This window comes from Micromonospora noduli, from assembly GCF_003264475.1.
GTDB lineage: Bacteria > Actinomycetota > Actinomycetes > Mycobacteriales > Micromonosporaceae > Micromonospora > Micromonospora noduli.
Map to the genome: position 1 here is coordinate 73330 of NZ_PYAC01000022.1, position 26091 is coordinate 99420.

Annotated in this window: 25 protein-coding genes and 1 pseudogene; 23 read left to right on the forward strand and 3 right to left on the reverse strand. The window is 71.3% G+C overall.

Annotation, left to right across the window (positions count from 1 at the left end; translation table 11 throughout):
- Positions 1–4 precede the first annotated feature (4 nt).
- The 3 genes from MED15_RS21560 (at position 5) to MED15_RS21570 (ending at position 2745) form a co-directional block, all read left to right on the forward strand.
- A complete protein-coding gene (locus MED15_RS21560; RefSeq protein ID WP_112583851.1) occupies positions 5–1231 on the forward strand; it encodes a sensor histidine kinase in 1227 nt (408 codons plus the stop codon).
- A gap of 23 nt (positions 1232–1254) precedes the next feature.
- Entirely contained in the window at positions 1255–2016 is a 762-nt protein-coding gene (locus MED15_RS21565; protein WP_088950711.1) for a LytR/AlgR family response regulator transcription factor, read from the forward strand.
- A gap of 66 nt (positions 2017–2082) precedes the next feature.
- On the forward strand, positions 2083–2745 hold the full coding sequence (locus MED15_RS21570; protein WP_112583852.1) for a DUF5701 family protein: 663 nt from the start codon (positions 2083–2085) through the stop codon (positions 2743–2745).
- A 92-nt stretch (positions 2746–2837) separates the two neighbouring features.
- Here MED15_RS21570 and MED15_RS21575 read toward each other — a convergent pair whose 3' ends face one another.
- The gene (locus MED15_RS21575) at positions 2838–3389 is read right to left on the reverse strand and encodes a Uma2 family endonuclease (RefSeq protein WP_167457702.1); all 552 of its coding nucleotides are present in this window, start codon (positions 3387–3389) and stop codon (positions 2838–2840) included.
- 183 nt (positions 3390–3572) lie between these two features.
- Here MED15_RS21575 and MED15_RS21580 point away from each other — a divergent pair, with 183 nt between their 5' ends.
- The 5 genes from MED15_RS21580 to MED15_RS21600 all read left to right on the forward strand — a co-directional run bounded on the left by MED15_RS21580 (position 3573) and on the right by MED15_RS21600 (position 9134).
- Positions 3573–4253, forward strand: coding sequence for a response regulator transcription factor (locus MED15_RS21580; RefSeq protein WP_112583854.1), 681 nt, complete (start codon positions 3573–3575; stop codon positions 4251–4253).
- Positions 4250–5332 carry a sensor histidine kinase gene (locus tag MED15_RS21585; RefSeq protein ID WP_112583855.1) on the forward strand — a complete coding sequence of 361 codons (1083 nt, stop codon included), beginning with the start codon at positions 4250–4252 and terminating at the stop codon, positions 5330–5332. The genes MED15_RS21580 and MED15_RS21585 overlap by 4 nt, the downstream gene beginning before the upstream one ends.
- Positions 5333–5529: 197 nt before the next feature.
- The gene (locus MED15_RS21590) at positions 5530–7032 is read left to right on the forward strand and encodes a DUF4153 domain-containing protein (protein ID WP_244220534.1); all 1503 of its coding nucleotides are present in this window, start codon (positions 5530–5532) and stop codon (positions 7030–7032) included.
- 44 nt (positions 7033–7076) lie between these two features.
- Positions 7077–7490 carry a DUF485 domain-containing protein gene (locus MED15_RS21595; RefSeq protein WP_225855272.1) on the forward strand — a complete coding sequence of 138 codons (414 nt, stop codon included), beginning with the start codon at positions 7077–7079 and terminating at the stop codon, positions 7488–7490.
- Positions 7491–9134 (forward strand): sodium/solute symporter, encoded by a 1644-nt coding sequence (locus tag MED15_RS21600; protein WP_091396835.1) that lies wholly within the window; start codon positions 7491–7493, stop codon positions 9132–9134.
- Positions 9135–9233: 99 nt separating this feature from the next.
- Here the strand turns inward: MED15_RS21600 and MED15_RS21605 are convergent, their stop codons facing one another.
- Positions 9234–10079 carry a hypothetical protein gene (locus MED15_RS21605; protein ID WP_112583857.1) on the reverse strand — a complete coding sequence of 282 codons (846 nt, stop codon included), beginning with the start codon at positions 10077–10079 and terminating at the stop codon, positions 9234–9236.
- Entirely contained in the window at positions 10072–10572 is a 501-nt protein-coding gene (locus MED15_RS21610; RefSeq protein ID WP_112583858.1) for a SigE family RNA polymerase sigma factor, read from the reverse strand. The genes MED15_RS21605 and MED15_RS21610 overlap by 8 nt, the downstream gene beginning before the upstream one ends.
- Positions 10573–10787: 215 nt before the next feature.
- Between MED15_RS21610 and MED15_RS21615 the strand changes: the two genes are divergently transcribed.
- The 15 genes and pseudogenes from MED15_RS21615 (at position 10788) to MED15_RS21685 (ending at position 26014) form a co-directional block, all read left to right on the forward strand.
- A complete protein-coding gene (locus tag MED15_RS21615) occupies positions 10788–11552 on the forward strand; it encodes an ABC transporter ATP-binding protein (protein ID WP_091396824.1) in 765 nt (254 codons plus the stop codon).
- On the forward strand, positions 11537–13240 hold the full coding sequence (locus MED15_RS21620) for an ABC transporter permease (RefSeq protein WP_373861052.1): 1704 nt from the start codon (positions 11537–11539) through the stop codon (positions 13238–13240). The genes MED15_RS21615 and MED15_RS21620 overlap by 16 nt, the downstream gene beginning before the upstream one ends.
- 90 nt (positions 13241–13330) lie before the next feature.
- Positions 13331–14230, forward strand: coding sequence for an alpha/beta fold hydrolase (locus MED15_RS21625; protein WP_112736797.1), 900 nt, complete (start codon positions 13331–13333; stop codon positions 14228–14230).
- Positions 14193–14744 (forward strand): annotated as a pseudogene (locus MED15_RS21630) (flavin reductase family protein); the annotation flags it as partial. The gene MED15_RS21625 and the pseudogene MED15_RS21630, both read left to right, overlap by 38 nt.
- Positions 14745–14919: 175 nt before the next feature.
- A complete protein-coding gene (locus MED15_RS21635) occupies positions 14920–15285 on the forward strand; it encodes a DUF485 domain-containing protein (RefSeq protein WP_088950720.1) in 366 nt (121 codons plus the stop codon).
- Positions 15263–16954 carry a solute symporter family protein gene (locus MED15_RS21640; RefSeq protein ID WP_091396810.1) on the forward strand — a complete coding sequence of 564 codons (1692 nt, stop codon included), beginning with the start codon at positions 15263–15265 and terminating at the stop codon, positions 16952–16954. Before MED15_RS21635 ends, MED15_RS21640 begins: the two co-directional genes overlap by 23 nt.
- Before the next feature lie 80 nt (positions 16955–17034).
- Positions 17035–18012 carry an NAD-dependent epimerase/dehydratase family protein gene (locus MED15_RS21645; protein WP_112601302.1) on the forward strand — a complete coding sequence of 326 codons (978 nt, stop codon included), beginning with the start codon at positions 17035–17037 and terminating at the stop codon, positions 18010–18012.
- A 76-nt stretch (positions 18013–18088) separates the two neighbouring features.
- On the forward strand, positions 18089–19315 hold the full coding sequence (locus tag MED15_RS21650) for an LCP family protein (RefSeq protein ID WP_112601301.1): 1227 nt from the start codon (positions 18089–18091) through the stop codon (positions 19313–19315).
- A gap of 159 nt (positions 19316–19474) precedes the next feature.
- A complete protein-coding gene (locus MED15_RS21655; protein ID WP_112601300.1) occupies positions 19475–20746 on the forward strand; it encodes an LCP family protein in 1272 nt (423 codons plus the stop codon).
- Between the two features lie 220 nt (positions 20747–20966).
- A complete protein-coding gene (locus MED15_RS21660; RefSeq protein WP_225855274.1) occupies positions 20967–21884 on the forward strand; it encodes an LCP family protein in 918 nt (305 codons plus the stop codon).
- A 58-nt stretch (positions 21885–21942) separates the two neighbouring features.
- The gene (locus MED15_RS21665) at positions 21943–22278 is read left to right on the forward strand and encodes a rhodanese-like domain-containing protein (protein ID WP_030487745.1); all 336 of its coding nucleotides are present in this window, start codon (positions 21943–21945) and stop codon (positions 22276–22278) included.
- Positions 22279–22288: 10 nt separating this feature from the next.
- Positions 22289–23077, forward strand: a complete 789-nt coding sequence (locus MED15_RS21670; protein ID WP_112736799.1) for a glycerophosphodiester phosphodiesterase — start codon at positions 22289–22291, stop codon at positions 23075–23077.
- A gap of 54 nt (positions 23078–23131) precedes the next feature.
- Positions 23132–24586 (forward strand): sensor histidine kinase, encoded by a 1455-nt coding sequence (locus MED15_RS21675; RefSeq protein ID WP_112583864.1) that lies wholly within the window; start codon positions 23132–23134, stop codon positions 24584–24586.
- A gap of 61 nt (positions 24587–24647) precedes the next feature.
- Positions 24648–25067 (forward strand): ATP-binding protein, encoded by a 420-nt coding sequence (locus MED15_RS21680; RefSeq protein WP_225855275.1) that lies wholly within the window; start codon positions 24648–24650, stop codon positions 25065–25067.
- 59 nt (positions 25068–25126) lie between these two features.
- Complete coding sequence (locus MED15_RS21685; protein WP_112583866.1) at positions 25127–26014, forward strand: DUF5926 family protein; 888 nt, start codon at positions 25127–25129, stop codon at positions 26012–26014.
- Positions 26015–26091 lie beyond the last annotated feature (77 nt).

Genomic DNA, 26091 nt, shown 5'->3' on the forward strand with positions numbered 1-26091 from the left:
CTGCGTGGCTGCCAACCTCTCCGCCGTGGTCGGCGTCGTCTCACTCGTCACCGCGCTGACCGCAGCCCTGCTGGCGGTGCTGCGACTGCGAGCCCGCCGTGGCATCGCCACCGCCACCCAGCGGGCCACCTACGAGGTGCTGCACACCGCCGGCCTGGCTGCCGAGCCGCTGCGAGCGGGGTTGAGCGCGGCGGGCGCGGCGAAGGCCGTACGGCATCTGCGGGCGCTGGTGGGCGCGGTCGGGCTGGCGCTCACCGACGCCGACCGGCTGCTGGCCCTGGACGGGCGCGGCACGCACCACGGAGAGCAACTGCTCGCGGCGGCCCAGCGGACGGTGGACAGCGGCCGCTCGACGGTGCTGGGTGAGCAGGAGCTGCACTGCGACCGGGTCGACTGCCCGGTCCGCGGGGCGGTGGTCGCGCCGTTGCTGGGGGCGGACGGCCGGGTGGTGGGCGCGCTGGTGGCGGTCGCCGACAGCCCGCCGCCTCCGGGGTTGGTGCAGGCCACCCTGGAGACGGCGCACTGGGCCGGCAACCAGCTCGCCCTGGCCGAGCTGGACTCGTCACGGGAGCGGCTGGCCCGCGCCGAGATCCGTGCGTTGCGGGCGCAGATCAGCCCGCACTTCATCTACAACGCGCTGACCGCGATCGGCTCGTTCGTACGCACCGACCCGGAGCGGGCCCGGGAGCTGATCCTGGAGTTCGCGGAGTTCACCCGGTACTCGTTCCGGGCGCACGGGGAGTTCACCACGCTGGCCGAGGAGCTGCGGTCGATCGACCGCTACCTGACCATCGAGCGGGCCCGGTTCGGTGACCGGTTGCAGGTGCGGTTGCAGATCGCCCCGGAGGTGCTGCCGGTGACGCTGCCGTTCCTCTGCCTCCAGCCGTTGGTGGAGAACGCGGTTCGCCACGGGTTGTCCCGCAAGCCGGGCACGGGCATGGTGAGCATCGAGGCCCGGGACGCGGGAGCCGAATGCCACATCACGGTGGAGGACGACGGAGTGGGAATGGATCCGACCACGCTGACCGCCGGCATCGCCGAGCTGGCCCGCGGCACCGGCGACCCGGGCGACGACACGGGCCAGCACGTCGGCCTTTCCAACGTCGACGAGCGGTTGCGCTCGGTCTTCGGGGACCGGTTCGGTCTTGTCGTCGAGACCGGGTTGGGCTCGGGCACGAAGGTGAGCATGCGGGTGCCGAAGTTCCACCCCGGCGTGCGGGCAGGGTCGTGAGCGAGCGGACCGCGACGGGTGCGGTGAACGCGTCCGGTTTCCTGCGCGTCCTCGCGGTGGACGACGAGCCGCCCGCGCTCGACGAGCTGGCGTACCACCTGCGGGCCGACCCCCGGGTGGCCCGGCTGCACACGGCCGGCGATGCCACCGAGGCGCTGCGGCTGTTGCGCGACGGCGACGTGGACGTGGTCTTCCTGGACATTCGGATGCCCGGCCTGGACGGCATGGAGCTGGCCCGGGTGTTGCGCCGCTTCGCCCGGCCACCGGCGATCGTGTTCGTCACCGCGTACGACGACGGCGCGGTGGACGCCTTCGATCTGGGCGCCACCGACTACGTGCGGAAACCGGTGCGCGCCGATCGGCTGGCCGAGTCGCTGCGCCGGGTGATCGGCTCGCGGGTGGTGCCGTCGCACCCGGCGGCGCTGGCCCGCGCGGAGGAGGACCCGACCATCCCCATCGAGTTGGCCGGCACCACCCGGATGCTGCCCCGGTCGGCGGTGCGGTGGGTGGAGGCGCAGGGCGACTACGCCCGGTTGCACACCGCGGAGGGGTCGCACCTGGTGCGGGTCTCGCTGGCCACGCTGGCGGAACGCTGGGCCGATGCCGGCTTCGTCAGGGTGCACAGGTCGTACCTGGTGCAGTTGAAGTTGATCGCGGAGTTGCGGCTGGTCAACTCCGGTTACGTGGTGGTGATCGACTCGACCGAGCTGCCGGTGAGCCGGCGGCACACCCGGGAGCTGAAGGACAAGCTGGTCAGGGCCGCGAAGCAGGATTGGAGTCGCTGACCCGGGAATGGAAGCAGACCTACCGTACGTTGTACGCTAGTCCGTACGACTTCCGGGAGGCTTGCCGTGACCGAGACCCCGTTCGACGCCGAAACCGAGTTCGACAGCCAACTCGACCGACTGGTGCAGCTCGGTTACCCCGCCCTCGCCGGGCTGACCGAGAGCGCCTTCCGCGACCTGGTCGCGCCACTGCGGGCCAGGGCGGTCGAGGGCACCGCCGGCCTGCCCGACCCCACCGACGCCCGGGTGCCGTTCCTGCTGGTCATCACCCGGGAGCTGATCGGTGTGCCGGAACGGGTGGAGCTGACCACCCTGGCCGGCAAGCGCAAGCCCGGCGTCATCGACCGGAACTACGCCGAGGACGACCTGCCCCGCTTCGACCCGATCAAGGAGCTGGAGGTGCCGGCCGGGCCGGCGTACCTGCTCTTCGACGTCGACCGGGGCGAGGAGTACCGCAATCTGGCACCCGCCACGGCCATGGAGGGGATCACCGCTCAGGGCCGGTTGCCGCTCAGCATCGACGAGGGGCTCGCCTTCATCACGCTGCACCCGGCCGCGTTGGCGAGCAACCGGTGCTTCTCGCTGGTCGGCTCCCGCTGCGGCGACAAGCGGGTGCCTGCGCTGTGGATCAGCCAGGGCGCACCCAAGCTGGGCTGGTGCTGGTACGGCAACCCGCACACCTGGCTCGGCTCCGCCTCAGCCCGGCCGGAGCGCATCGGCCTGGAGTGACCGCAGGCCGTACTCGGGTTCCTGGAAGTCGGGCCATCCCACCGGCCCGGATGGCCCGACTTTCAGGAACTCGAGTGGATCGAGCCCCGAGGTCAGAAGATGTCGGCCAACGGCAGGGCGAGGGGGAACGGCTGCTCGGTGCGGTAGACCTCGCCGACCGCCAGAACGGCCTGCTCGCGGTAACCGCCCGCGCTACTCACCAGCACGGTCAGGGTCTGCTTGCGGGGCTCCACCAGCCAGTAGAGCGGGATGCCGACGGCCGCGTACTCGTGGCGTTTGAGCACCAGATCCCGGCCAGCGTTGCTCGGCGAGATCACCTCGACGACGAGGAGCACGTTGGCCGGGTCGAGCGCGGCACCGCCGCTGTCCAGTGCGCTCTCACTGGCGACAAAGAGATCAGGCACGAAGTACGACGAGCGTTTCGCGCTGACCCCGATGTCCTGTCCAACGAGCACACCGACGGGGGCCTGCCGGTCGAGGATCCGGCGGAGGCGATTGGCGACCGCGCCGTGGAAGACGTCCGCATGGGGGGACACGAGCAGGCTCCCGTCGAAGATCTCGTAGACCTGGTCGTCCTCGGGGAGGCTCTGGAGGTCGTCCACCGTCCAGGCGTCACCCCAGCCGGGCCGGGCAGGGTTGGTCACCGTCACACCTCCTCTCTACCGGACCACAGTGACAGCTCGGTCGGTTGTCCACAACGAGCCTCCGGAGTTCCCACACGCCAGCCGGCATGATCCCCGAGTTATCCACAGCCGTGGCCGGTTCTCCACAGGTTATTCACAACGCAAACCACTGATCTCCACGGCCGCTGCCTACAGTCAGGACCCATGAACGCACGCCGGGTACTGGTGGTTGAGGACGAACGGACCATCGCCGAGTCCATCGCCGCCCGACTACGGGCCGAGGGTTTCACTGTGGAGATCGCGGCGGACGGGCCCAGCGCGGTCGCGCAGTTCCGCGCCGGACATCCGGATCTCGTCGTCCTCGACGTGATGCTGCCGGGCTTCGACGGCCTGGAGGTGTGCCGCAGGATCCAGGCCGACCGGCCGGTGCCGGTGCTGATGCTCACCGCCCGGGACGACGAGACCGACCTGCTCGTGGGGCTGGCGGTCGGCGCGGACGACTACCTCACCAAGCCGTTCTCGATGCGGGAACTCACCGCCCGGGTGCATGTCCTGCTGCGTCGGATGGAGCGGGCCGCCGCCACTCCCGCGCCGCCCGCCATCCGCCTCGGCGACATCGAGATCAACGAGGCCGAGCGACGGGTCCGCCGGGCCGGGGCGGACGTGCACCTCACCCCGACCGAGTTCGACCTGCTGGTCCACCTCGCGGGGCGGCCTCGCACGGTGCTCCCCCGGGAACGGCTGCTCGCCGAGGTCTGGGGATGGGGCGACGGGAGCGGCACCCGCACCGTGGACAGCCACATCAAGGCTCTGCGCCGCAAGCTGGGTGCCGACCTCATCCGCACCGTGCACGGGGTCGGCTACGCCCTGGAGCTGCCGTCATGACGGCGACCCTGCTCACCCGGCTGGACCGGGTGTTGGAGCTACTGCCCCGACCGCTGGATCCGGTGCGCTCGATCAAGCTGAAGCTGGGTGTGCTGCTGGTCGCCTCCGGGGCGGCCGGCCTGGCCTACTTCTCGTACGGCATCGGCTGGCCGCCGCCGATCACCTCGGCCACGGCCATCGCCGTCGCCCTGCTCACCTCGCAGGTGCTCGCACACGGCATGACCTCACCGTTGCGGGACATGACGGCGGCCGCCGGCGCGATGGCCCGCGGCGACTACACACGTCGGGTGCGCGCCACCTCCCGCGACGAGGTCGGCGAGCTGGCCCAGGCGTTCAACAAGATGGCCGAGGATCTGCACGCCGCCGACCAGCGTCGACGCGAGCTGATCGCCAACGTCTCGCACGAGCTGCGTACGCCGATCACCGCGTTGCAGGGCGTGCTGGAGAACATGGTGGACGGGGTCGCCGACCCCGAACCCGCGGCGCTGCGTTCGGCGTTGGCCCAGACCGAACGGCTCGGGCACCTCGTCGCCGACCTGCTCGACCTGTCCCGACTCGACGCCGGGGTGGTGCCGCTGCGGCGCGTACGCATGGACGTGGGGGACTTCCTCGACGAGGCGGTGGAGCACGCCACGGCCAGCGCGTCCGGCGCCGGCCTGGACGTGCGCTTCCAGCTCCGTGACCTGCCGACACCGCTGACGGTCCACGCGGACCCGTGGCGGCTGCACCAGGTCTTCGCGAACCTCCTCGACAACGCGGCCCGACACAGCCCACCCGGCGGCACGGTACGGGTGTGCGCGGAGGAACACGGCGACCAGCTCCGCTTCGAGGTGAGCGACGAGGGCCAGGGCATTCCGCCGGACGAGCGTTCCCGGGTGTTCGAGCGGTTCACCCGCGGCGACCGGTCGGCCGGCGGCGGGACCGGGCTCGGCCTGGCCATCGCCCGGTGGGTCGTCGAACTGCACGGCGGTCGGATCGGTGTCCTCGATCCCGCCGGGCCAGACCGGGGTGACCGGCCCGGCTGCCGCATTCAGGTCACCATCCCGTGCGACGGGCCATACCGAGAAGAGGCCGCATGACCAGCCCCGGCAGCACCCCCCTCCCGGCCACCGGGCCGACCGGGCCGGCGCAGGCCGCCCCGGCCGTCAGGCCCGGCCCGGCCGCACCGCCGGCAGCCGGTTGGCCCCCGGCAGCTCCGGCCACACCGCTCCCGCCCCGGCCACCATCGGTGATCGCGCGGCGCTGGCCGGGACCATCCGGCGATGCGGTTCCGACGGTGCTGGTGGCGTCGGCGGCGGCGGCGGTCGTCGGCGCCTCGGTGCTCACGATGGTTCGTCCGGGCCTCGGCTGGCTGGTCGCCGCGTTGGCCGGCACGGCCGCCCTCAGCACCGCCGCGGTCGTCAGGTCCGGGGCGTCCTCCCCGGTTGCGGGCCGCACCGCGCCGACCGAGCCCGGCCGCGCAACCGGCGCCGAACCCGCCCGTCCCGGTGCCACGGGGGCACCGGGGCGGGTGGCGCAGGCCACCTGGGCTGCCGCGACTGTCGCGTTGATCGCCGTCGGCACCTTCCGGGCCGCCGGTTGGCTCTTCGCGCTCTGCCTGGTGGCAGCGGTGGGGGCCGGGACGCTCGCGGTGACCGGCGGGCGAAGCCCATTCGGAATGCTGGTCGCCGTGACCCTGCCACCGGCCGCGACGGTACGGGCGCTCCCGTGGGCGGTACGCGGAGTGCGCACCAACCGCTCGGCGGGCTCGGGGATCGGGTTCGGACGCATCGTTACCAGCCTGGTGGTGTCCGCCGTCCTGCTGACGCTGTTCGGACTGCTCTTCTCCTCCGCCGACGCGGTCTTCGCCAACCTGGTCGGCGGTCTGCTGCCCGACATCGCGCCGGCCGGTGTGATCGGCTGGTTGCTGCGGCTGGCCCTGATCGGCGGTGGTCTGCTCGGTGGCGCGTACCTGGTCACCCGCCCACCCGACCTGGAGGGCCTGCGACCGGCGTCGTCACGGCCGGCCCACCGGCTGGAGTGGACCCTCCCGCTGGTGTTGCTCGACGCCCTGTTCGCCGCGTTCGTGCTGGTCCAGCTGACTGTGTTGTTCGGCGGGGCGGGGCACGTGCTGCGTACGGCCGGGCTCACCTACGCCCAGTACGCCCGTGGCGGGTTCTGGCAACTGCTCGCCGTCACCGCGCTCACCCTGCTGGTGATCGCGATCGCCGCCCGTCGGGCGCCGAAGGCCACCCGAGGGGACCGGCTGCTGGTCCGCGGACTGCTCGGCACGCTCACAGTGCTCAGTCTGGTGATCGTCGCCTCCGCGCTCTACCGGATGCAGGTCTACGCCGACGCGTACGGTGCCACCCGGCTGCGGCTCGTCGTGTCGACCATCGAAATCTGGCTCGGGCTGCTCTTCGTCCTGGTCGGGGTTGCCGTGGCGCGGTTGCGGGCCGAATGGCTCCCCCGGCTGGTGGTCGGCACCGCGGTGCTGGCGCTGCTCGGGTTGGCCCTTCTCAACCCGGATCGCCTGATCGCCGAACGGAACGTCGACCGGTACCTGGAGACCGGCCGGTTGGACGTCAACTACCTGTCCGGGCTGTCGGCCGACGCCGTACCGGCCCTGGACCGACTGCCCGAGCCGATGCGCTCCTGCGCGCTGGGGGAGATCGCCGCCGAGCTGCCCCGGGACGGCTTCTGGGCGGCGAACCTCGGCAGGGAACGCGCCCGGCGGGTTCTCCACACGACCCCGGTGCGCGCCAGCGTGACCGACTGCCTCGGCTTGCAACGCTGGTGAGCATGAACGCTTGACAATCGCGTACGGCGGGCGAGACTGCCGGGGTGGCCAAGCAACTCCCCGACGTGGGGTCGAGCGGTGCGGTACCGCCGCCCCGGCGGTCCCGGATCGTGCTGGCCGAGATCACCAGGCAGGACACCCGCGCCGAGCGGACCCGCGCCGAGCTGGCCCAGCAGACCCAGGTCGGCGAGGCGCTGGTCCGCGGCCTGGTCCGGGCCCAGCTCGCGCTGGCGCTGCGGCTGTCCCTGGTGGTGGCCATCGGGTTGGGCGGGCTGCCCTGGCTGTTCGCGATCGCGCCCTCGCTCGGCCGGACCACAGTCGCCGGCGTCAACCTGCCGTGGCTGCTGCTCGGGGTGGCCTCCTTCCCGTTCCTGATCGGCGTGGGCTGGGCGTACGTGCGGCTGGCCGAGCGCAACGAGCAGGACTTCACCGACCTGGTGCAACGGCCGGAGCACTGAGTGGGCAACGACTTCGTGGTCCCGGCCATCGTCGCGGTCACCCTGGTCACCGTCGGGATCGGCTTCTACGGGCTGCGGTTGGCCCGGACCACGTCCGACTTCCTGGTGGCGTCCAGGGCGATCAGTCCGACCTGGAACGCCGCCGCCATCGGCGGGGAGTACCTGTCGGCGGCGAGCTTCCTCGGCATCGCCGGGCTGGTCCTCAAGTACGGCGTGGACGTGCTCTGGTACCCGGTCGGGTTCGCCGCCGGCTACCTGGCCCTGCTGCTCTTCGTGGCAGCGCCGCTGCGCCGCTCCGGTGCGTTCACGCTGCCCGACTTCTGCGAGCTGCGGCTGGGGTCGCGTCGACTCCGCATCCTGGCCACCGCCTTCGTCATCTTCATCGGTTGGCTGTATCTGGTGCCGCAGCTCCAGGGCGCCGGGCTGACCCTGGCCACGGTGGCCGGCTCCCCGTACCCCCTCGGAGCCCTGCTGGTGGCGGCCGTGGTCACCGCGAACGTGGCGTTGGGCGGCATGCGCGCGATCACCTTCGTGCAGGCTTTTCAGTACTGGCTCAAGCTGACCGCTCTCGCCGTACCGGTGATCTTCCTGGCCCTGCAGTGGCAGGCCGACGGCCGCCCGGCGGTGACCCCGCCCGACGGGCCGACGTTCCGGGCCGCGACCACCGTCGTGGTCGAGCACCGCGCGACCCTCACCCTGCCCGACGGTGACATCCGGGAGGTACGCCCCGGTGACGAGTTGACCTTCGCCGCCGGTGATCCGGTGCCGGACGTCTCCGGGGTCGCCACCGATGCCAACGACTGGTTGCTGCCCAGCGCCGCCGGTGACGACGACCGGGGCCTGTTCGCCACGTACTCGCTGATCCTGGCCACCTTCCTGGGCACCATGGGCCTGCCGCACGTGCTGGTGCGCTTCTACACCAATCCGGACGGCGCGGCGGCCCGCCGGACCACCCTGGTCGTGCTGGCGCTGGTCGGCGCGTTCTACCTGCTGCCCACCCTGTACGGGGTCCTCGGTCGGATCTACACCCCGCAGTTGCTGCTCAGCGGCCAGACGGACGCGGTGGTGGTGCTGCTACCCGAAGCGGCCCTGGGTGACGGCCTGGCCGGGCGGCTACTCGCCGCGCTGGTCGCCGCGGGTGCCTTCGCGGCGTTCCTCTCCACCTCGTCCGGCCTGCTGACCAGCGTCGCCGGGGTGATCTCGACGGACGTGCTCGGTCGAGGATCGGTACGCGGGTTCCGGCTGGCCACCGTCATCGCCGGTGGTGTGCCCGCGGTGCTGGCGCTGCACGTCTCCGGGCTGGACGTGTCGCAGGTCGTCGGGCTGGCCTTCGCGGTCGCCGCGTCGAGCTTCTGCCCGCTGCTGGTGCTCGGCATCTGGTGGCGCGGGCTGACGGACGTGGGCGCCACCGCCGGCGTGGTGGCCGGCGGCGGCGCGGCGATCGGCGCGGTGCTGGTCACAGTGCTCGGCCCACCGCTGTCCGGCTGGCCGGCCACGCTCATCGCGCAGCCGGCCGCCTGGACGGTGCCGCTGGCCTTCACCGTGATGGTCGCCGTGTCGATGGCGACACGCAGGCGGGCCCCGGCCGACGTCGCCGCCACCATGCTCCGCCTACACACCCCGGAAGCCCTCCGCATGCAGTGATCACCGCCGCGACATGCCCTCAGCCATGATCACCGCCATGCGCCTTTGCCCTCGGATCCAGCTTGACCATGGCAGAGGTGCGCCGGGGGCGCCACCAGGTCAACAGGTGTCACTGCCGGCGCAGAGCCGCTGCGCCACCGGGCGGGCGTACCGCCGCGCCTCCTTCGGGGTGGTGTCCATGTCCAACGCGACCTGTGCCACCAGGTCACCCTGCCGTACGACGAGCCAGCGGCTCCGCACGCCCTCGATGTCCGAGCCCACCAGCAGAGACTCGTCACCGGCCCCCAGCCCATCGGCCAGGACCGACATCGAACTGGTCGCCCCCCTGGGTTTGCAGTCGGTGAAAAGTGCCCGGACCGCGTCCATCTCAAGGGCAGCATCGCGAATCGAGAAACGGACGACGCGTTGGATCATCCTGTCGGTCGGCGAGTCGAACGAGACGGTTCGCTGGGCGAGCCTGCCGTTGGACGTCCCCGTCGGCGCTTCGCGACAGTAGATCGACACTGACTCCAGGCTCCAGTCGCCGTCGATGTCGTCCTCTGCCATCGTGAAGCCGGCGGGCAGATCCGAGAGCCGCAGCATGGCTGCGGCCGGAATCGCCGGGTCGGTGGAACCGGCCGACGGCGTACGTGACGGGCTCGATGGCGGTGCGGCGGGAGTGGTGCTGGTCGTCGACGGCCGAGGTGCGGCCGAGGTGGCCGACGGCGCGGGTGACGGGGTGGGTGATCCGGTCGCCGGCAGCACCGGCGTCGGCGCGCCCTCCCGGCCGCCGGCCAGCGCCACCGCCCCGGTGGCCACCACTGCCACCGCCACCACTGCGGCGAGCGCCGCCGCGATCCTCGTCTGACGGGTCCGCCGCCGGCCGCGCTCCCGCACCTGTGCGGTCGGGGCCCAGCTCAGGTGCTCGGTGTCGCGGAACAGGTCGGCGAAGGGCTGATCAGGCATTGCTGACCTCCTCGGGGAGGGTGGTGCCGAGCATGGGGGCCATGGCCTGGCGGCCCCGGGAGAGCCGGGCCTTGACGGTGCCGAGCGGTACACCGATCTGAGTCGCGATGTCAGCGACCGAGAGGTCCGCCAGGTAGTGCAGGACGATCGCCTCGCGTTGTTCCAGCGGCAATCGACGTAACGCCGCGACGAGCGCGACGGTGTTCTCCGAGGGTGGTCCCACGGCAGTGGTCGGACCGTGCCGCCGGTTCGCGCGGATGCCGTTGCGGATCTTGCGCCATCGGTTGATGAGGAGGCGGTGCCCCACGCCGCGCACCCACGCCTCCGGATCGCCGTACTCGCCGACGCGCTGCCAGCGCTGCCAGGCCCGCACGTACGCCTCCTGTGCGGCGTCCTGCGCCTCATGGATGTCGCCACCGAGCGCGTACAGCACGGTGACGACCCGATGCCTGGTGGCCCGATAGAAGTCCTCGAACCCCTCGTCTCTGTCCAACGTCCCCCTCCCCCGTTGTCTTCTGCCACTGTCACCCGCCAGCACGACGGTCGGTTGCATCAGGTGCAGCAAGGAGAGCGGAAGTTCGGCAAGGAACGAGGCTGCCTGGCGCGACGCCGAGCTCGTTCCGCGCGATCCTCGTCCGCCTCGGGGATGATCGCGGGTCCGCCCGTCGCCGGACGGCGGAACTGGCGATCGACGGATAACGTCGGCGCATGACTGTTGAGCACCCCGCGCTCGCACTGCGTGGCCTGGCCAAGCGGTTCGACGGCACGATCGCGGTGGCCGGCGTCGACCTGGACGTCCCCGCCGGCTCCTTCTACGGCCTCCTCGGCCCGAACGGCGCCGGCAAGACGACCACCCTGTCGATGGCTGTCGGGCTGTTGCGGCCGGACGCCGGCTCGGCCTGGGTGCTCGGGCACGACGTCTGGCAGGACCCGGTCACCGCCAAGCGGCTGCTCGGCGTGATGCCCGACGGGGTCCGGTTGTTCGACCGGCTGACCGGCGCGGAGTTGCTGGCGTACAACGGGTTGTTGCGGGGGATGGACCCGGCGGTGGTCGACCAGCGGGCTGCCGAGCTGCTGGACGTGCTGGCGCTCGGCGACGCCGGTCGGACGCTGGTGGTGGACTACTCGGCGGGCATGAAGAAGAAGATCGGCCTGGCCTGCGCGCTGCTGCACGGCCCTCGGGTGCTGGTGTTGGACGAGCCGTTCGAGGCTGTCGACCCGGTCTCCGCCGCGCTGATCCGGGACATCCTCACCCGCTACGCGGCCGGCGGCGGCACAGTGGTGTTCTCCAGTCACGTGATGGAGGTCGTCGAGCGGCTCTGCTCACACGTGGCGATCCTGGCCGGCGGCACCATCAAGCGGGTCGGGACCATCGACGAGGTCCGTGGCGGTCGCTCGTTGGAGCAGGTCTTCGTCGAGGTGGTCGGCGGCCGCACCGCGACCGGCGAGGAGCTGTCGTGGCTCTCCCAGTGAGCGCGGACGCCACCCCCGCCGCGCCGGTACGGTCGGTCTCCGCTCGACACTTCGTGCGGCTCAAGCTGCGGGTGATGGGCAACAACTTCCGGGGCCAGGGCTGGCGGATCGCCCTGTTCGTCGGCGGCGCGTTGCTCGGGCTCTGGTTCGCCGCCGCGGGGTTCTTCCTCTTCGCCGCGCCGGGCCTGACCGGCGACGGCCGGTACGCGGTGCTGATCGCGGCGGCGGGTGGCGGGCTGCTGGTGCTCGGTTGGCTGTTCCTGCCACTTGTCTTCTTCGGTGTGGACGAGACACTGGACCCGGCCCGGTTCGCGCTGCTGCCGCTGCCCCGGCGCACGTTGGTGACCGGCCTGTTCGTGGCGGCCCTGATCAGCGTGCCGGTGCTGGCGGTGCTCATCGCGTCGTTCGGGCTGGTGCTGACCGCCTGGTCGTTGGGTGGCTGGTCGGCGGGGTTGGTCGCCGTCGTGGGTGTGCTCGCCGGGATACTGCTCTGTGTGGCCGCCAGCCGGGCGGTGACCAGCGCCTTCGCCACCATGTTGCGGTCCCGACGGGTCCGCGACCTGGCGGCCGTGCTGCTGGCGGTGACCGCCGCGCTGCTCGGCCCGTTGCAGATCTTCGGCCTCGCCGCGCTGCGCGAGGCGGACTGGACCCGGTTGACCGGCGTGGCGACCGTCATCGGGTGGACGCCGTTGGGCGCTCCGTGGACCGTCGGCATCGACGTGGCCCAGGGGCGGGTGTGGGCGGCACCGGTCAAGCTGCTGATCACGGTGGTGGCGCTCGGCGCCCTGCTGGCCTGGTGGTCCCGGTCGATCGAGTCGGCGATGGTGGGTGCGGCGAGCGCCGGTAAGGCCCCGGTGCGGCGCGGGGTCACCGGCGGCGCTGTCGCCCAACTGTTTCCCCGGGTCGCCACCTGGGCCGGCCGGGACCGGTTCGGTGCTCTGGTCGCCCGGGAGGCCCGTTACTGGTGGCGGGACGCGCGCCGCCGGGCCAACCTGATCACGATCGCGGTGGTCGGCATCTTCGTGCCGGTGTTGATCAACGTTACGGGCGGGGACTTCGCGTTCGAGGACGGTGCCGGGTTCACGGCCGCCGCCAGCGACAGCTCACCGGTAGTGGTCACCATCTCCATGCTCCTCGTGGGCGTGCTCGCCGCCGTCACCCTGGCCAACCAGTTCGGCTTCGACGGCAGCGCGTACGCGGCGAACGTGGTGGCCGGGGTTCCCGGCCGGGTCGAGTTGCGGGCCCGGATGACGGCCTTCTCGCTGTACGTGCTGCCGATGTTGGGCGTCGTCGCGGTGGTGTTGTCGTTTCTGCTCAGCCGACCGGAGTGGATCGGTCTCACCATCGGCGGCCTGGTCGCCACCTACGGCGCCGGGCTGGCGGTGAACAGTTTGATCTCGGTGCTCGGGGCGTACTCACTGCCGGAGACGAGCAACCCGTTCGCCATGAACAGCGGTGCGGGCCTGGCGAAGGGGTTGCTGACCCTGCTGGCCATGCTCGCCTCGGTGGTCGCCGCTGTGCCGATGGTGGTGGCCGCCGCGCTGCTCGGTGACGCGTGGCTCTGGCTGGCCCTGCCGGTCGGTGCCGCGTACGGGCTGGGCGCGGCACTGCTGGGCGCGTACCTGGCCGGCGACGTGCTGGACCGCCGCCAGCCGGAGCTGCTGGCCACTGTCACCCCCCGGCGCTGAGCGCGGGCCGCCCCCCGTCCGGTCGAACGCCGGTCGGGGGCACCCGACCCTCGTTATGGTGCGAGCAGTCGGGGCGAAGGGGCGGTCGGCATGGGCTCGCACACGCGTTACCGCAGCATCGTCGTCGACGGGCTCTCGATCTTCTACCGGGAGGCGGGGGCACCGGACGCGCCAGTGCTGCTGCTCCTGCACGGTTTCCCGTCCTCGTCGCGCATGTTCGAGCCGCTGCTCGACAGGCTCGCCGACCAGTTCCGGCTGATCGCGCCGGACTACCCCGGCTTCGGGCACAGTGCCGCCCCGGATCCGCGGAGTCCGTACACCTTTGACGGGATCGCCGAGACGATGGCGGGTTTCGCCGCCGCCGTCGGCGTGGATCGCTACCTGCTCTACGTGCAGGACTACGGAGGACCGGTGGGGTTCCGGATGGCCCTCGCCGATCCGGGTCGCCTGCGCGGCCTCATCGTGCAGAACGCGGTGGCCCACGACACCGGCCTGGGCCCGCTCTGGGGCACCCGCCGGGCCTTCTGGCAGGACCGGGCCGCGCACGAGGCGGCGGTCCGGGAGAACGTCCTCTCGATGGCGGCGATCCGGACCCGGCACGTCGGCAACGATCCGGACCCGGAGCGGTACGACCCCGACCTGTGGGTCGACGAGCACGCCTTCCTCAGTCGCCCCGGGGAGATCGAGCGTCAAGTGGACCTCCAGTACGACTACCGGACCAACGTCGCCTCGTACCCGGCCTGGCAGGACTGGCTGCGCCGGACCCAGCCGCCGCTGCTTGTCGTCTGGGGTCGGTACGACACCTCGTTCGAGGTCACCGAACCCGAGGCGTACCGCTCCGACGTGCCGGGGGCGGAGGTGCACCTGCTCGACGGGGGTCACTTCGTGCTCGACACGCGACCGGACGAGGTCGCCGCCCTGATTCGCTCCTTCGCCGGTCGGGTTCGGGCGACGGGCGGGGCGGGTCACAATGTTTCACGTGAATCATGAGCCGGGTGCCGAGATCCACCACACCGATCCGTTCGCGGTGCCGACCGGGCAACGGTCGCCGGTACGCCGGCTGCGTGGTCGCCTCGCCGCACCGGTGACCCTCTGGACGACGCCCGGTCCGGCCGGGCTGACCGTCTCGTCCACCCTGGTGGCCGAGGGGGAACCGGACCGGCTGCTCGGGCTGATCGACCCGGAGTCCGACCTCTGGGCGGCCGTCGAGGAGTCGGGTCGATTCGCGGTCACGCCGCTCGGCCCGCCGCACCGGCAACTCGCCGACCGGTTCGCCGGCCTCTTCCCCGCCCCGGGCGGGCTCTTCGCCACCGGCGCGTGGAACGACACGCCGTACGGGCCGGTTCCGGCGGACGCCGGCGGCTGGGCCGGGTGTCGGCTGGACACCGCCCGGGAGTACGGCTGGGGCCTGCTGGTCGAGGCCACGATCGAGGCGGTCGACCTGGCCGAGGAGGCAACTCCGCTGCTTCACTACCGCGGTCGTTACCACGAGCTGCCGGCCTGAACGGACGCCTCGCCAGGGGCGACCGATCACCGCAGTGACCTGAGTCACTTGGCGCAGCCAGCCAACCGCTCGGCGCACTCGCCGACCGGCGTCGATCTCAGCCTTCCCTGCCGGGGAGTGCGCTCTTTACGGTGCGCGAAACTCCTCTGACGCCTGTGAAGGTGGTGATCCACAGATGTCCACGGACACACCCGCTCCGGCTGCTTCCCAGTCGGACAAGTACCTGGCCGTACAACGGTCGGACGAGTTCGCCGGGCTGCGGCGTGCGCTGCGCGGCTTCGTCTTCCCGATGACCGTCGCGTTCTTCCTGTGGTATGCGCTCTACGTCATTCTCTCCGCGTACGCCCGGGACTTCATGGGCACGAAGCTGTTCGGCAGCAACATCAACGTCGCACTGGTCTTCGGCCTGCTCCAGTTCGTCTCCACGTTCCTGATCGCCTGGCTCTACTCCCGGTACGCGGACCGGAAGATCGACCCCATCGCGGACCGGATCCGCGCCGAGATCGGGGAGGTGACCCGTGAAGACGGTTCACGCGGTTGAGACGTTCCTCGCGGCTGAGGCGGGCGATCACACGGCCCGCAACCTGACCATCACGCTCTTCCTGGTCTTCGTGGCGGTGACCCTGGGCATCACCATCTGGGCCAGCCGGCAGACCAAGACGGCGACCGACTTCTACGCTGGCGGCCGGTCCTTCTCCGGCTTCCAGAACGGCATGGCGATCGGCGGCGACTACATGTCGGCCGCTTCGTTCCTCGGCATCGCCGGCATCATCGCGTTGTACGGCTACGACGGCTTCCTCTACTCGATCGGCTTCCTGGTCGCCTGGCTGGTGGCCCTGCTGCTGGTCGCGGAGCTGCTGCGGAACTCGGGCCGGTACACGATGGCGGACGTGCTGGCCTTCCGGATGCGTCAGCGTCCGGTGCGTACGGCGGCGGCGGTCTCCACCATCACGGTGTCGATCTTCTACCTGCTCGCCCAGATGGTCGGCGCCGGCGCGCTGGTCGCGCTGCTGCTCGGCATCCGGCCGGGGACGACCTTCCTCGGCATGGATGCGGACACCGCGAAGGTGGCCACCATCATCATGGTCGGCACGCTGATGATCATCTACGTGACCGTGGGTGGCATGAAGGGCACCACCTACGTGCAGATCGTCAAGGCGTTCCTGCTCATGGGCGGCGCGCTGTTGATGACCATCCTGGTGCTGGCGAAGTTCAACTTCAACCTGTCGGAGCTGCTCGGCCAGGCGGCCGCCGCCTCCGGCAAGGGCAGCGCGTTCCTCGAACCCGGGCTCCGGTACGGCGTCGAGGTCGCCGGCAACTCGACACAGACGTTCTACAACAAGGTCGACCTGCTGTCCCTGGGCATCGCCCTGGTGCTCGGCACCGCCGGTCTGCCGCACATCCTGATCCGCTTCTACACGGTGCCGACAGCGAAGGCGGCCCGTAAGAGCGTGCTCTGGGCGATCGGTATCATCGGCACCTTCTACCTGCTCACCCTGGCCCTCGGCTTCGGTGCGGCGGCACTGGTCGGCAGCCAGGCGATCACGGCACAGGACAAGGCCGGCAACACCGCCGCGCCGCAGCTGGCCGAAGCACTCGGCATCGACTTCTTCGGCGGTGAACTGGGCGGGGCAGCCCTGCTGGCGATCATCGCGGCGGTCGCCTTCGCCACCATCCTCGCGGTGGTCGCCGGGTTGACGCTGGCCTCGTCGTCCAGCCTGGCGCACGACTTCTACGCGAACGTGCTGAAGAAGGGTGAGGCGTCGGAGCGGCAGGAGGTGCGGGTCGCCCGGATCTCCGCCCTGGGGATCGGCGCGGTGTCGATCGCCCTGTCGATCTATGCGCAGAACCTCAACGTGGCGTTCCTGGTGGCGCTGGCCTTCGCGGTCGCCGCCTCGGGCAACCTGCCGGCGATCCTCTACAGCCTCTTCTGGCGGCGGTTCAACACCTCCGGCGCGGTGTGGGCGATCTACGGCGGGTTGCTCTCGGCCGTGCTGCTGGTGTTCTTCTCGCCGGTGGTCTCCGGTGCGGCGACCTCGATGTTCCCGGACCACGACTGGCAGTGGTTCCCGCTGTCCAACCCGGGCATCCTCTCCATCCCGTTCGGTTTCCTCTGCGGGTGGATCGGCACTGTCATCTCCAAGGAGCACGACGAGGACAAGTACGCGGAGCTGGAGGTGCGGGCCCTCACGGGCTCCGGCGCCCACTGATCCGAGCGCTCGTCACGAGAGGCCCCCTGTGCTCAACAGGGGGCCTCTTCGTGGAAATGGGGGTCGGTAGGCTGACCGGCATGAAGGTTGCTGAGCGCTTCGGTTCCGGTCACCGCGTTCTCGTCACCGGCGGCGCCGGTTTCGTCCCGTCGCACCTGGTGGATTCCCTGATCGCCCGGGGCTGCACGGTGGTGGCGCTGGACAACTTCGTGACCGGCTCCAAGGAGAACGTCGCCCACCTGCTGGATCGGCCGACCTTCACCCTCGTCGAAGCGGACATCTCCGATGGTCTGCCGACCCACCACCCGGCGCTGGCCGAGCGGTTCGACGCGATCCTGCACATGGCCTCTCCGGCCAGCCCCACCGACTTCGCCCAGTTGCCGGTGGAGATCCTCCGGGTCGGCTCGGTCGGCACCCTGCACCTGCTGGAGCGCGCGACCGCCGACGGCGCCCGGTTCCTGATGGCCTCCACCTCCGAGGCGTACGGAGACCCGAAGGAGCACCCGCAGCGGGAGACCTACTGGGGCAACGTCAACCCGATCGGGGTCCGCAGCGTCTACGACGAGGCCAAGCGCTTCTCCGAGGCCGCGACGATGGCGTACCACCGCTACCGGGGGCTCGACGCGGCGATCGTCCGGATCTTCAACACCTACGGCCCGCGAATGCGCCCGGACGACGGCCGCGCCATCCCCACCTTCATCTCCCAGGCGCTGCGCGGCGAGCCGATCACCGTGCACGGCACGGGCAACCAGACCCGGTCCATCTGCTTCGTCGAGGATCTGGTGCGCGGCATCCTGCTGCTGCTCGACTCGACCGAGACGGGTCCGGTCAACTGCGGCACCGAGCACGAGCTGACCATGCGGCAACTCGCCGAGTTGATCGTGTCGCTCTCCGACAGCACCTCGAAGGTGACCTATGTCACCCGCAGCTCGGATGACCCGGAAATGCGTCGACCGGATCTCACGCTCGCTCGTGAACTGCTCGGATACGAGCCGTCGGTCGCGCCCGAAGATGGCCTGCGACGCACGATCGAGTACTTCCGGTCGCGGCTAGGGTAACCAGATTTTCGCGTACCGCCTGCCGCTGAGTGTCGCCTGAAGGCGGCAGTGGCTCCCGCTACGTACCCTGAGTTACATGTCCGCGACCTCGTCTGCCGGCGTCCCGCATCCGTACCTGCACCGCAGCGCCGGGCGCGCCTCGGTGCCCGGCCCCGACCGGGGTGCCTCCGGGCGTGCCCGTCCGACCGAGGCGCGCTTCTACCCGTCGTACGACGAGGAGCAGCCCCGCTCCGGCGGGCCGGCGGGGCCCCCCGGGCCCGGCGGTCCGGGTGGCACCGGTGGTCCGGGGCGGCGCGGCCCGCGACCGCGCTGGGGTCGGATCGCCCTGGTGGCCGGGGCCGTGGTGCTGGTGCTGGCGCTGCTCGGCAGCGTCGGCGCCTGGTTGTACGCCCGCAACCTCAACAGTGACCTGGCCCGCACCGACCCGTTCGCGGAGATCACCGGTGGTCGGCCCGCCAAGACCGTCGATGGCGCGCTGAACATCCTGCTGGTCGGCAGCGACTCACGGGACCCGGACGCGCCGGTCGACAGCAAGAGTCAGTGGCGCGCCGACACGATCATCGTCATGCACATTCCGGCCGACCACCAGGAGGCCTACCTGGTCTCCATCCCCCGCGACCTGTACGTGCCGATCCCGGAGAGCGCCGGCGCGGACTGCGGCTCCGGTTCGCGCGCGAAGATCAACGCCGCGTTCGCGTTCGGTGGGCTGCCGCTGGCGGTACGCACCGTGGAGTGCTTCACCGACGTTCGGATCGACCACGTGATGGCGATCGACTTCGGCGGTTTCAAGGAGGTCACCGACGCCCTCGGCGGGGTGGACCTGAAGGTCGAGCGCACCGTCACCTCGATCCACAAGCCGTACCGGACCTTCACCAAGGGCACCAACCACATGGACGGCGCGGAGGCGCTGGACTGGATCCGGCAGCGCAAGCAGTTCCCGGACGGGGACTTCGCCCGGATGCGGCACCAGCAGGAGTTCCTTCGGGCACTGATGGACAAGGCGGCCAGCACCGGCACGCTGGCGAACCCGAAGAAGCTCAACGATTTCCTCAAGTCGGTGACCGCGGCCGTAACCGTCGACCAGACTTTCTCGGTTACAGACATGGCGCTGCAGTTCCGCAACCTGCGCGGCCAGAACCTCACCTTTGTGACCAGCCCGAACTCGGGCAGCGACACCATCAACGGCGAGTCGGTGGTGGTGTCGGACCGGGAGAAGGCGCTCGCGATGTACCAGGCCATGTCCGCGGACACGATGGCCGAGTGGGTCAAGGCGAACCCGCCGAAGAGCAACGACGGCGGCTGACGACGGCCCGACTGGCACCAACCGTTCGGGTCATCGAGCAGCGACGATCGACTGAGTCTGCAAAATTCGACGTCCGGATTGACCCGGGATGAACTCGCCAAGTCGATTTGATGTACGTACAGTGGTGCCGCCCCCTCCTGATCACGAGCTGGAGCACGCATGCCGGTTCAGGCCAGTCGTCGCCCTTCTACCCCCGGGTCCGCCGCCCCCAGCGGTCGAGTCGCTGCGGCCATACCCGTGCAGGCACGCCCCTCGGGCGGCGGGCCGGGCTCGCGTCCGCCCGGCAGCGGCGGTGGCGGCGGTGGCGGCGACCGCCCGGGTGGCGGTGGGTCGAAGAAGCGGACCAAGCGCAAGGACCCGCTCTGGGCCAGGCTGACCGTTGTCTTCGGTGCCGTGCTGATGCTCAGCAGCGGGGTGGCCATCGTCGGCAGCAAGGCGTTGATCGGGCAGGCGACCGGCGGCATCGCGAAGGGCAACCTGCTGGGTGATGCCGGCAAGTCCGACGCCGAGGGCGGTGCGAGCCTGGACGGCCCGATCGACATGCTGCTGCTCGGCGTGGACGCGCGGGAGCGCTGGGCCGCCGACGACGTCCGCTCGGACAGCATCATCATCCTGCACATTCCGGCCACGCACGACCAGGCGTACCTGATCTCGATCCCTCGTGACACCGAGGCGCAGATCCCGGCGTTCAAGAAGAGCGGCTACGGCGGCGGCTCCGGGAAGATCAACGCCGCGTTCCAGGCCGGTGCCGCAAACGGTGGCGGCTGGGAGGGCGGCGCCCAGTTGATGGCACAGACGATCAAGCGGCTCACCGGGATCAGCTTCGACGGCGCGGCGATCATCAACTTCGGGGGCTTCAAGAACGTCATCGACACCCTGGGCACGGTGCGGATCTGTGTCAGCCAGGAGGTCAAGTCGCTGCACATGTCGTACGTCGACGGCAAGCCGATGTGGAACGCGGACGCCAAGAAGACCGGCAAGCAGCGGACCCCGGTGGTGCACAAGAAGGGCTGCCAGGAGATGGAGGGTTGGGCCGCGCTCGACTACTCCCGGCAGCGCAAGTCCCTCAAGAACGGCGACTACGACCGGCAGGCCAACCAGCAGCAGCTGATCAAGGCGATGGCCAAGAAGGCCACCGAGGGCGGGATGTTGTCCAACCCGGCCAAGATGAACAACCTGATCAAGGCGGCGGGCAAGGCGTTCGTACTGGACACCGGCGGCGTACCGATCGAGGACTTCATCTTCACCATGCGCGGGGTCACCGGCAACGAGCTGACCATGCTCAAGACCAACAACGGCACCTTCCACGCCAACAACAACAACACCGAGGGCTTGAGCGAAGAGACGATGGCGATGTTCCAGGCCGTCAAGCAGGACAAACTCGCCGAGTTCGTCTTCACCCACCCCGAGGTGATCTCCACCCGCAAGTGAGGCCGGGAGTCGCGGAAAGCCAGCGACGGCCTCGTCACCGCCCGTAGCCTGACGTGAGCAGGTTTCACGTATCGGCTGCGGGGAGGCGGTCACGTCCAGGTGGGGACGGAACGCAGCAGGCCGGGCCGGAACGACACCGTCCGCCCGGTCGCCTCGCGTCCGTTGGCCGCGGATCCTGCTCGGCATCGGCCTGGCTCTCGTCCTGCTGGCGGGGCTCGCCGTGGCCGGGCTCAAGACGCTCAGCCACCGCTACGACCGCACGGTGACCAAGGAGCAACTGCTCGACGCCGACGCCCGCACCGAGCGCACCGACCTGGACGGGCCGCTCAACTACCTCCTGGTCGGCTCCGACCGGCGCCCGGGCGACAGCGGCCCGGACCAACGCTCGGACACCATCCTCATCGTGCACGTCCCCGCCGGGCAGCGGGAGGCGTACCTGGTCTCCATCCCGCGTGACCTGCTGGTCGCCATCCCGCCGGGGAACGGCTTCGGCGGCGGTCAAGACAAGATCAACGCCGCGTACGAGCACGGTGGCGGCGGGCAGGCCGGCGCCCAACTGCTCTCCGCCACCCTGCACCGGCTCACCGGAATCCGGTTCGACGGCGCCGCGCTTATCGACTTCTCCGGCTTCCGGAAGGTCATCGACCTGCTCGGCGGGGTGGAGATGTGCGTGGACACCGAGGTCCGCTCGATCCACACCAACCGGGTCTTCACCACCGGCTGCCACCAGATGGACGGTGCGCAGGCGCTGGACTACGTGCGACAGCGTTACGACCTGCCCGGCGGTGACTACGACCGGCAGCACCACCAGCAGCAGTTGCTCCGGGCGATGCTGGACAGCGCCGGCAGGGCGGACCTGCGGAGCAACCCCGTCAAACTGGACCAGGTGCTCCGGGCGGTCGGCAGCTCGTTGACAGTCGACACCAACGGCGTACCCCTGGAGGACCTGCTCCTCGCGCTGCGCGCGCTGCCGCCCGACGGGATGCGCGGCGTCCAGGTGCCCTCCTCGCCGCAGACCATCGACGAGGTCTCGTACGTGGTGCTGGACAACGGCGGCAACGGGCTCTTCGAGGCGGTCCGCGGCACCCGGGTACCGGCCTGGGCGCAGGCAAACCCCCGCTGGGTGACCCGGTTGTGACGGTGCCGACGGCCCGGTCGGTGCCGAACCGGGCCACAAGGATCTAGTGTTGCTTCCTGTGTTCGGACCCCAGGTTCCCACCGTGCCCGTGACCGAGATCGCCGACGAGACCTACCTGCTGGATGTGCGGGAGGACGACGAGTGGGCGGCCGGCCACGCGCCCACCGCCCACCACCTGCCGATGATGGAGCTGCCGGCCCGGCTGGCCGAGGTGCCCACCGACCGGGAGGTGGCGGTCGTCTGCCGTTCCGGCGGGCGTTCCGCCCAGGTCGTGGCCTACCTGATCAACAACGGCTGGGAGCAGGTGCGCAACGCCGACGGCGGGATGCGCCAGTGGGCTGCGGTCGGCCGACCGGTGGTCGACGCGAACGGGCAGCCCGGCCAGGTCATCTGAGGCCGGCGGAATGGGCGGGCCACTGGTTTTCGCGCACCGCGGCGCCTCGTTCGACCTACCCGAGCACACCCTCGCCGCCTACCTGCGCGCCCTCGACGAGGGCGCCGACGGCCTGGAGTGCGACGTTCGGCTGACCCGGGACGGGCACCTGGTCTGCGTGCACGACCGACGACTCGACCGCACCAGCAACGGTCGCGGTCTGGTCAGCGCGCGTACGCTCGCCGAGCTGGACGCCCTGGACTTCGGCTCCTGGCACCCGGGCAGCGCCCCGAACGGCGACCTGCCACCGGACGAGTCGCACACCCGGCTGCTGACCCTGGCCCGGCTCCTGGACGCGGTGCTCGCCGCCGGGCGGCCGGTCCGACTGCTGGTGGAGACGAAGCATCCGTCCCGCTACGGCTCGAACGTGGAACGGCGACTGGTCAGCCTGCTGCGCCGGTACGGGCTGGCCGACCCCGCGCCGGACGACCCTGTGCAGGTCACCGTCATGTCGTTCTCCCCGCTGGCGGTCCGTCGGCTGCGCGAGCTGGCCCCGACGCTGCCCACCGTGCTGTTGCTGGAGGTGCTGCCGCCCTGGCTGCGGTTGGGTCGGCTGCCGTTCGGCACCCGGATCGCCGGGCCGGGCATCGGCCTGGTCCGGGCCCGCCCGCAGCTGCTGCCCGCACTGCGCGCAGCCGGCAACCAGGTGTACGTCTGGACGGTCAACGAGCCGACCGACCTGGAGCTGGTGCTGGCCGCCGGGGTGGACGGGATCATCACCGACCGGCCCGCGTACGCCCTCGCCCGGCTGGACCGCTGACCCATCGACCGGGCGGGGGTGCCCAAAACCGGGCCGGCGGGGCAGACTCGGCACATGCCGGAGCGTATCGATTTCCCCGCTCTCCTCGCCGGCCACACCGTCGTGATCGAGATGATCAACTCTGGGGACGCGGGCCTACCGGTCCTCACCCAGCTGCTCCGGGTGGCCCAGCCGGCGCTCGGAGCGACCGGGATGGCGTTCGTCGAGTTCGGTCCGACCGGCGGTCGCGTCATCGCCGCGACCGGCGCGGCGGAGTGGGCCCTCGGCCGACCACTGGCCGTCGACGACCCGGACACCGTCTGCCTGCTCTCCGGGCCACGGGTGCGTCAGGCGCGGGTGAGTGACCTCAACGGCAAGCTGGCCGGCGAACTGGCCGGCAGCGGCCTGCGCCGGATGGTCGTCTCCCGGGCCGAGATCGGCGGTCACACCGTCGGCAGCCTGCACGCGCTCTACCCGGGCGACGAGGAGCCGGGCGCCGAGCAGCAGGGAGTCATCGGCTATCTCGCCTCCTGCATCGGGCACATGTACGGCGACCAGAGTGGCCTGCCGGTGCACGGCGACGGCCCGGTGGTGGCGGCCCTCGCCGACGGGCTGGCCGTCGTCGACCGGGACGGGAACGTCCGGCTCTGGAACCCGGCCGCCGCCCAGGTCACCGGCCGGACGGTCGAGCAGGCGCTGAGCCGCCCGTTGCCGTTCCCGCTGCCGCCCTCCGGGCAGGTTCGGGACCACCGGATGCCGGACGGCCGCTGGCTGCGGATCACCTCCGGCGACCTGCCCGGCCCGGGAACGCTACGGGTGGTCACCTTCCGCGACATCACCGACCAGCAGCGCCGCGACCACGACCGCGAGCTGTTCGTCGCGGTGACCAGCCACGAGCTGCGCACCCCGGTCACCGTCATCAAGGGGTACGCGGACACCCTCACCGACCACTGGGAGTCGCTGACCGACGTCGACCGACGGCAGGCGGCCCGGGTGATCGGGCAACGCGCCAACGAGCTGGCCCGGCTGGTCGACCGTCTGCTCAGCTCGGCGGCCGAGGTGGGGCCGGGCGACGACCCTCCCACCCCGTTCGACCTCGGCGAGGCGCTGCGCTCCGCCGTCGTCGACCTGCCGGCGGAGCTGCGCCGTCGGCTGGTGCTCCGCCTCCCGAGCGATCTGCCCAAGGCGCTCGGTCACCGGCCCAGCCTGTCCACGGTGCTGACCGAGTTGACGACCAACGCCGGTAAGTACTCGGCACCTGGTTCTCCCATCGAAATCACCGCCTCGGGCGACGGTCACCTGGTGGCGTTCCGGGTCAGCGACCAGGGCATCGGCATCCGACCCGAGCACGTGGAACGGGCGTTCGACCGGTTCTGGCAGGGCGAGTCCGGCGACCGTCGCGGCTACCCGGGGGCCGGGCTCGGCCTCTATCTCGTCCGCCGGATCGTTGAACAGCAGAATGGATGGGTATCCCTACGTCCGAGGACCGGCGGCGGTACGGTCGCAGAGGTGCGGCTACCACGCGGTTGACCAGGGGTGGCGCGACGTGGAGGCGACGGTGGCAGCGGCAACGAGGGATCGAGCCTGGTGCGTGGTGGTTCCCCACCACCCGGGCGGGGCACGGCTGGCCCGACACCGGCTCGCCGCCGAGCTGGCGGACGTCGTACCCCCGACGCTCCTCGCGGACCTGATCGCGGTGCTCGCGGAGCTGGTGGGCAACGCGGTGCGGCACGCCAGACCGCTGCCCGGCGGCGTGATCCGGGTTGCCTGGCAGCTGCGGCCCTCGGCCGAGGGCGCACTGATCCAGCTGCGGGTCACCGACGGCGGCAGTGCGAGCGCCGGGCCACGGCTCCGGACGGCCAGCCCGGACGCGGCGGACGGGCGAGGGCTGCACATCGTGGCCGGCCTGGCCACCCGTTGGGGCGTCGAGCAGGACGGCATGGGCCAGCGCGTCTGGGCGGAGTTCGACAGGGTGCCGACACCCCGACCCGACCTGGTGCCAGCGGGCTGAGGACGGCTCGGGCGGGTCCCGGTCACGGCGAGCCGCTCGGGGCTCTAGGCTGTGACGCCGTGAGTAAGCGTCGAAAGAGCCAGCGCGCCGCCGCCGACACCACCCCCCGTCGCGACAAGGTGCGGGACGTCTTCGTGCCGCGTCCGTTCGACGGGCTGGTCGACGAGTCCGAGTGGATCGCGCTGCGCGAACTGGTGCCCGCCGCCTCCGCCCCGCTGCGGCTGGCGCCCGCAGTGGTCGAGGAATTCGGCGACCGGACGGTGACGCTCGCCACGGTCCTGCCCATGGCCGCCCCGGCGATCACCAAGCCGGACGGCCGGGTGCTGATCGGTCTCCAGCGCCACCAGCAGTCCGGTGACGTGTCGCGGGATCTGGCAGACGCGTTGCTCAGCGCGCTGCGTGCCGAGCCGGGTGGCCAGGTGGCCGTGCCGCCACTGCCCGGTCCCGGGCCCCGGCTGCAGGACATTCTCGTGGACGGTCCGCTGGACATCACCATGCACGACGGTTTCGACTTCTGGCTCGACCCCGGGGCCGCCGACGATCCGACCGTCCAGGCGTCGCTGGAGCGGGCGAACGCGGCCATCTACCCGACGGTCCGGCTGACCGCGGCGAAGGCCGCGTACTGGTGTCAGGTCCCGGAGAAGGCCCACGTGCGCTGGGTGCTGCCGGACGACGAGGACGCCGCACTGGACGCGCTGGCCCGCCTCGGCGCGGCCGGCACGCTGACGCTCGGCGAGCAGACCAGGTTCGCCGGCATGTTCCGCGCGCACGGTCGACTCGTGCCGGTCTGGGACCTGCCGGAGGAGACCCCGGCGGCCGAGTGGGAGGAGCCGGTGGCGCAGTTCGCCAAGCGGTACGCCGAGGCGCTCACCGTCACCGATCCACTCGACGCCGCCGGTCGCCGGGCCCGTCAGGGGCTGCTCGGCCGCCAGCTCACCCTGCGCTGAGCCGGGGCCGTCGTCCCGCACAGCCGGGCGGCGGTGCGGTCGTCCCGCTCGACCGGGGCGACGGGCGCGGTCGGTCC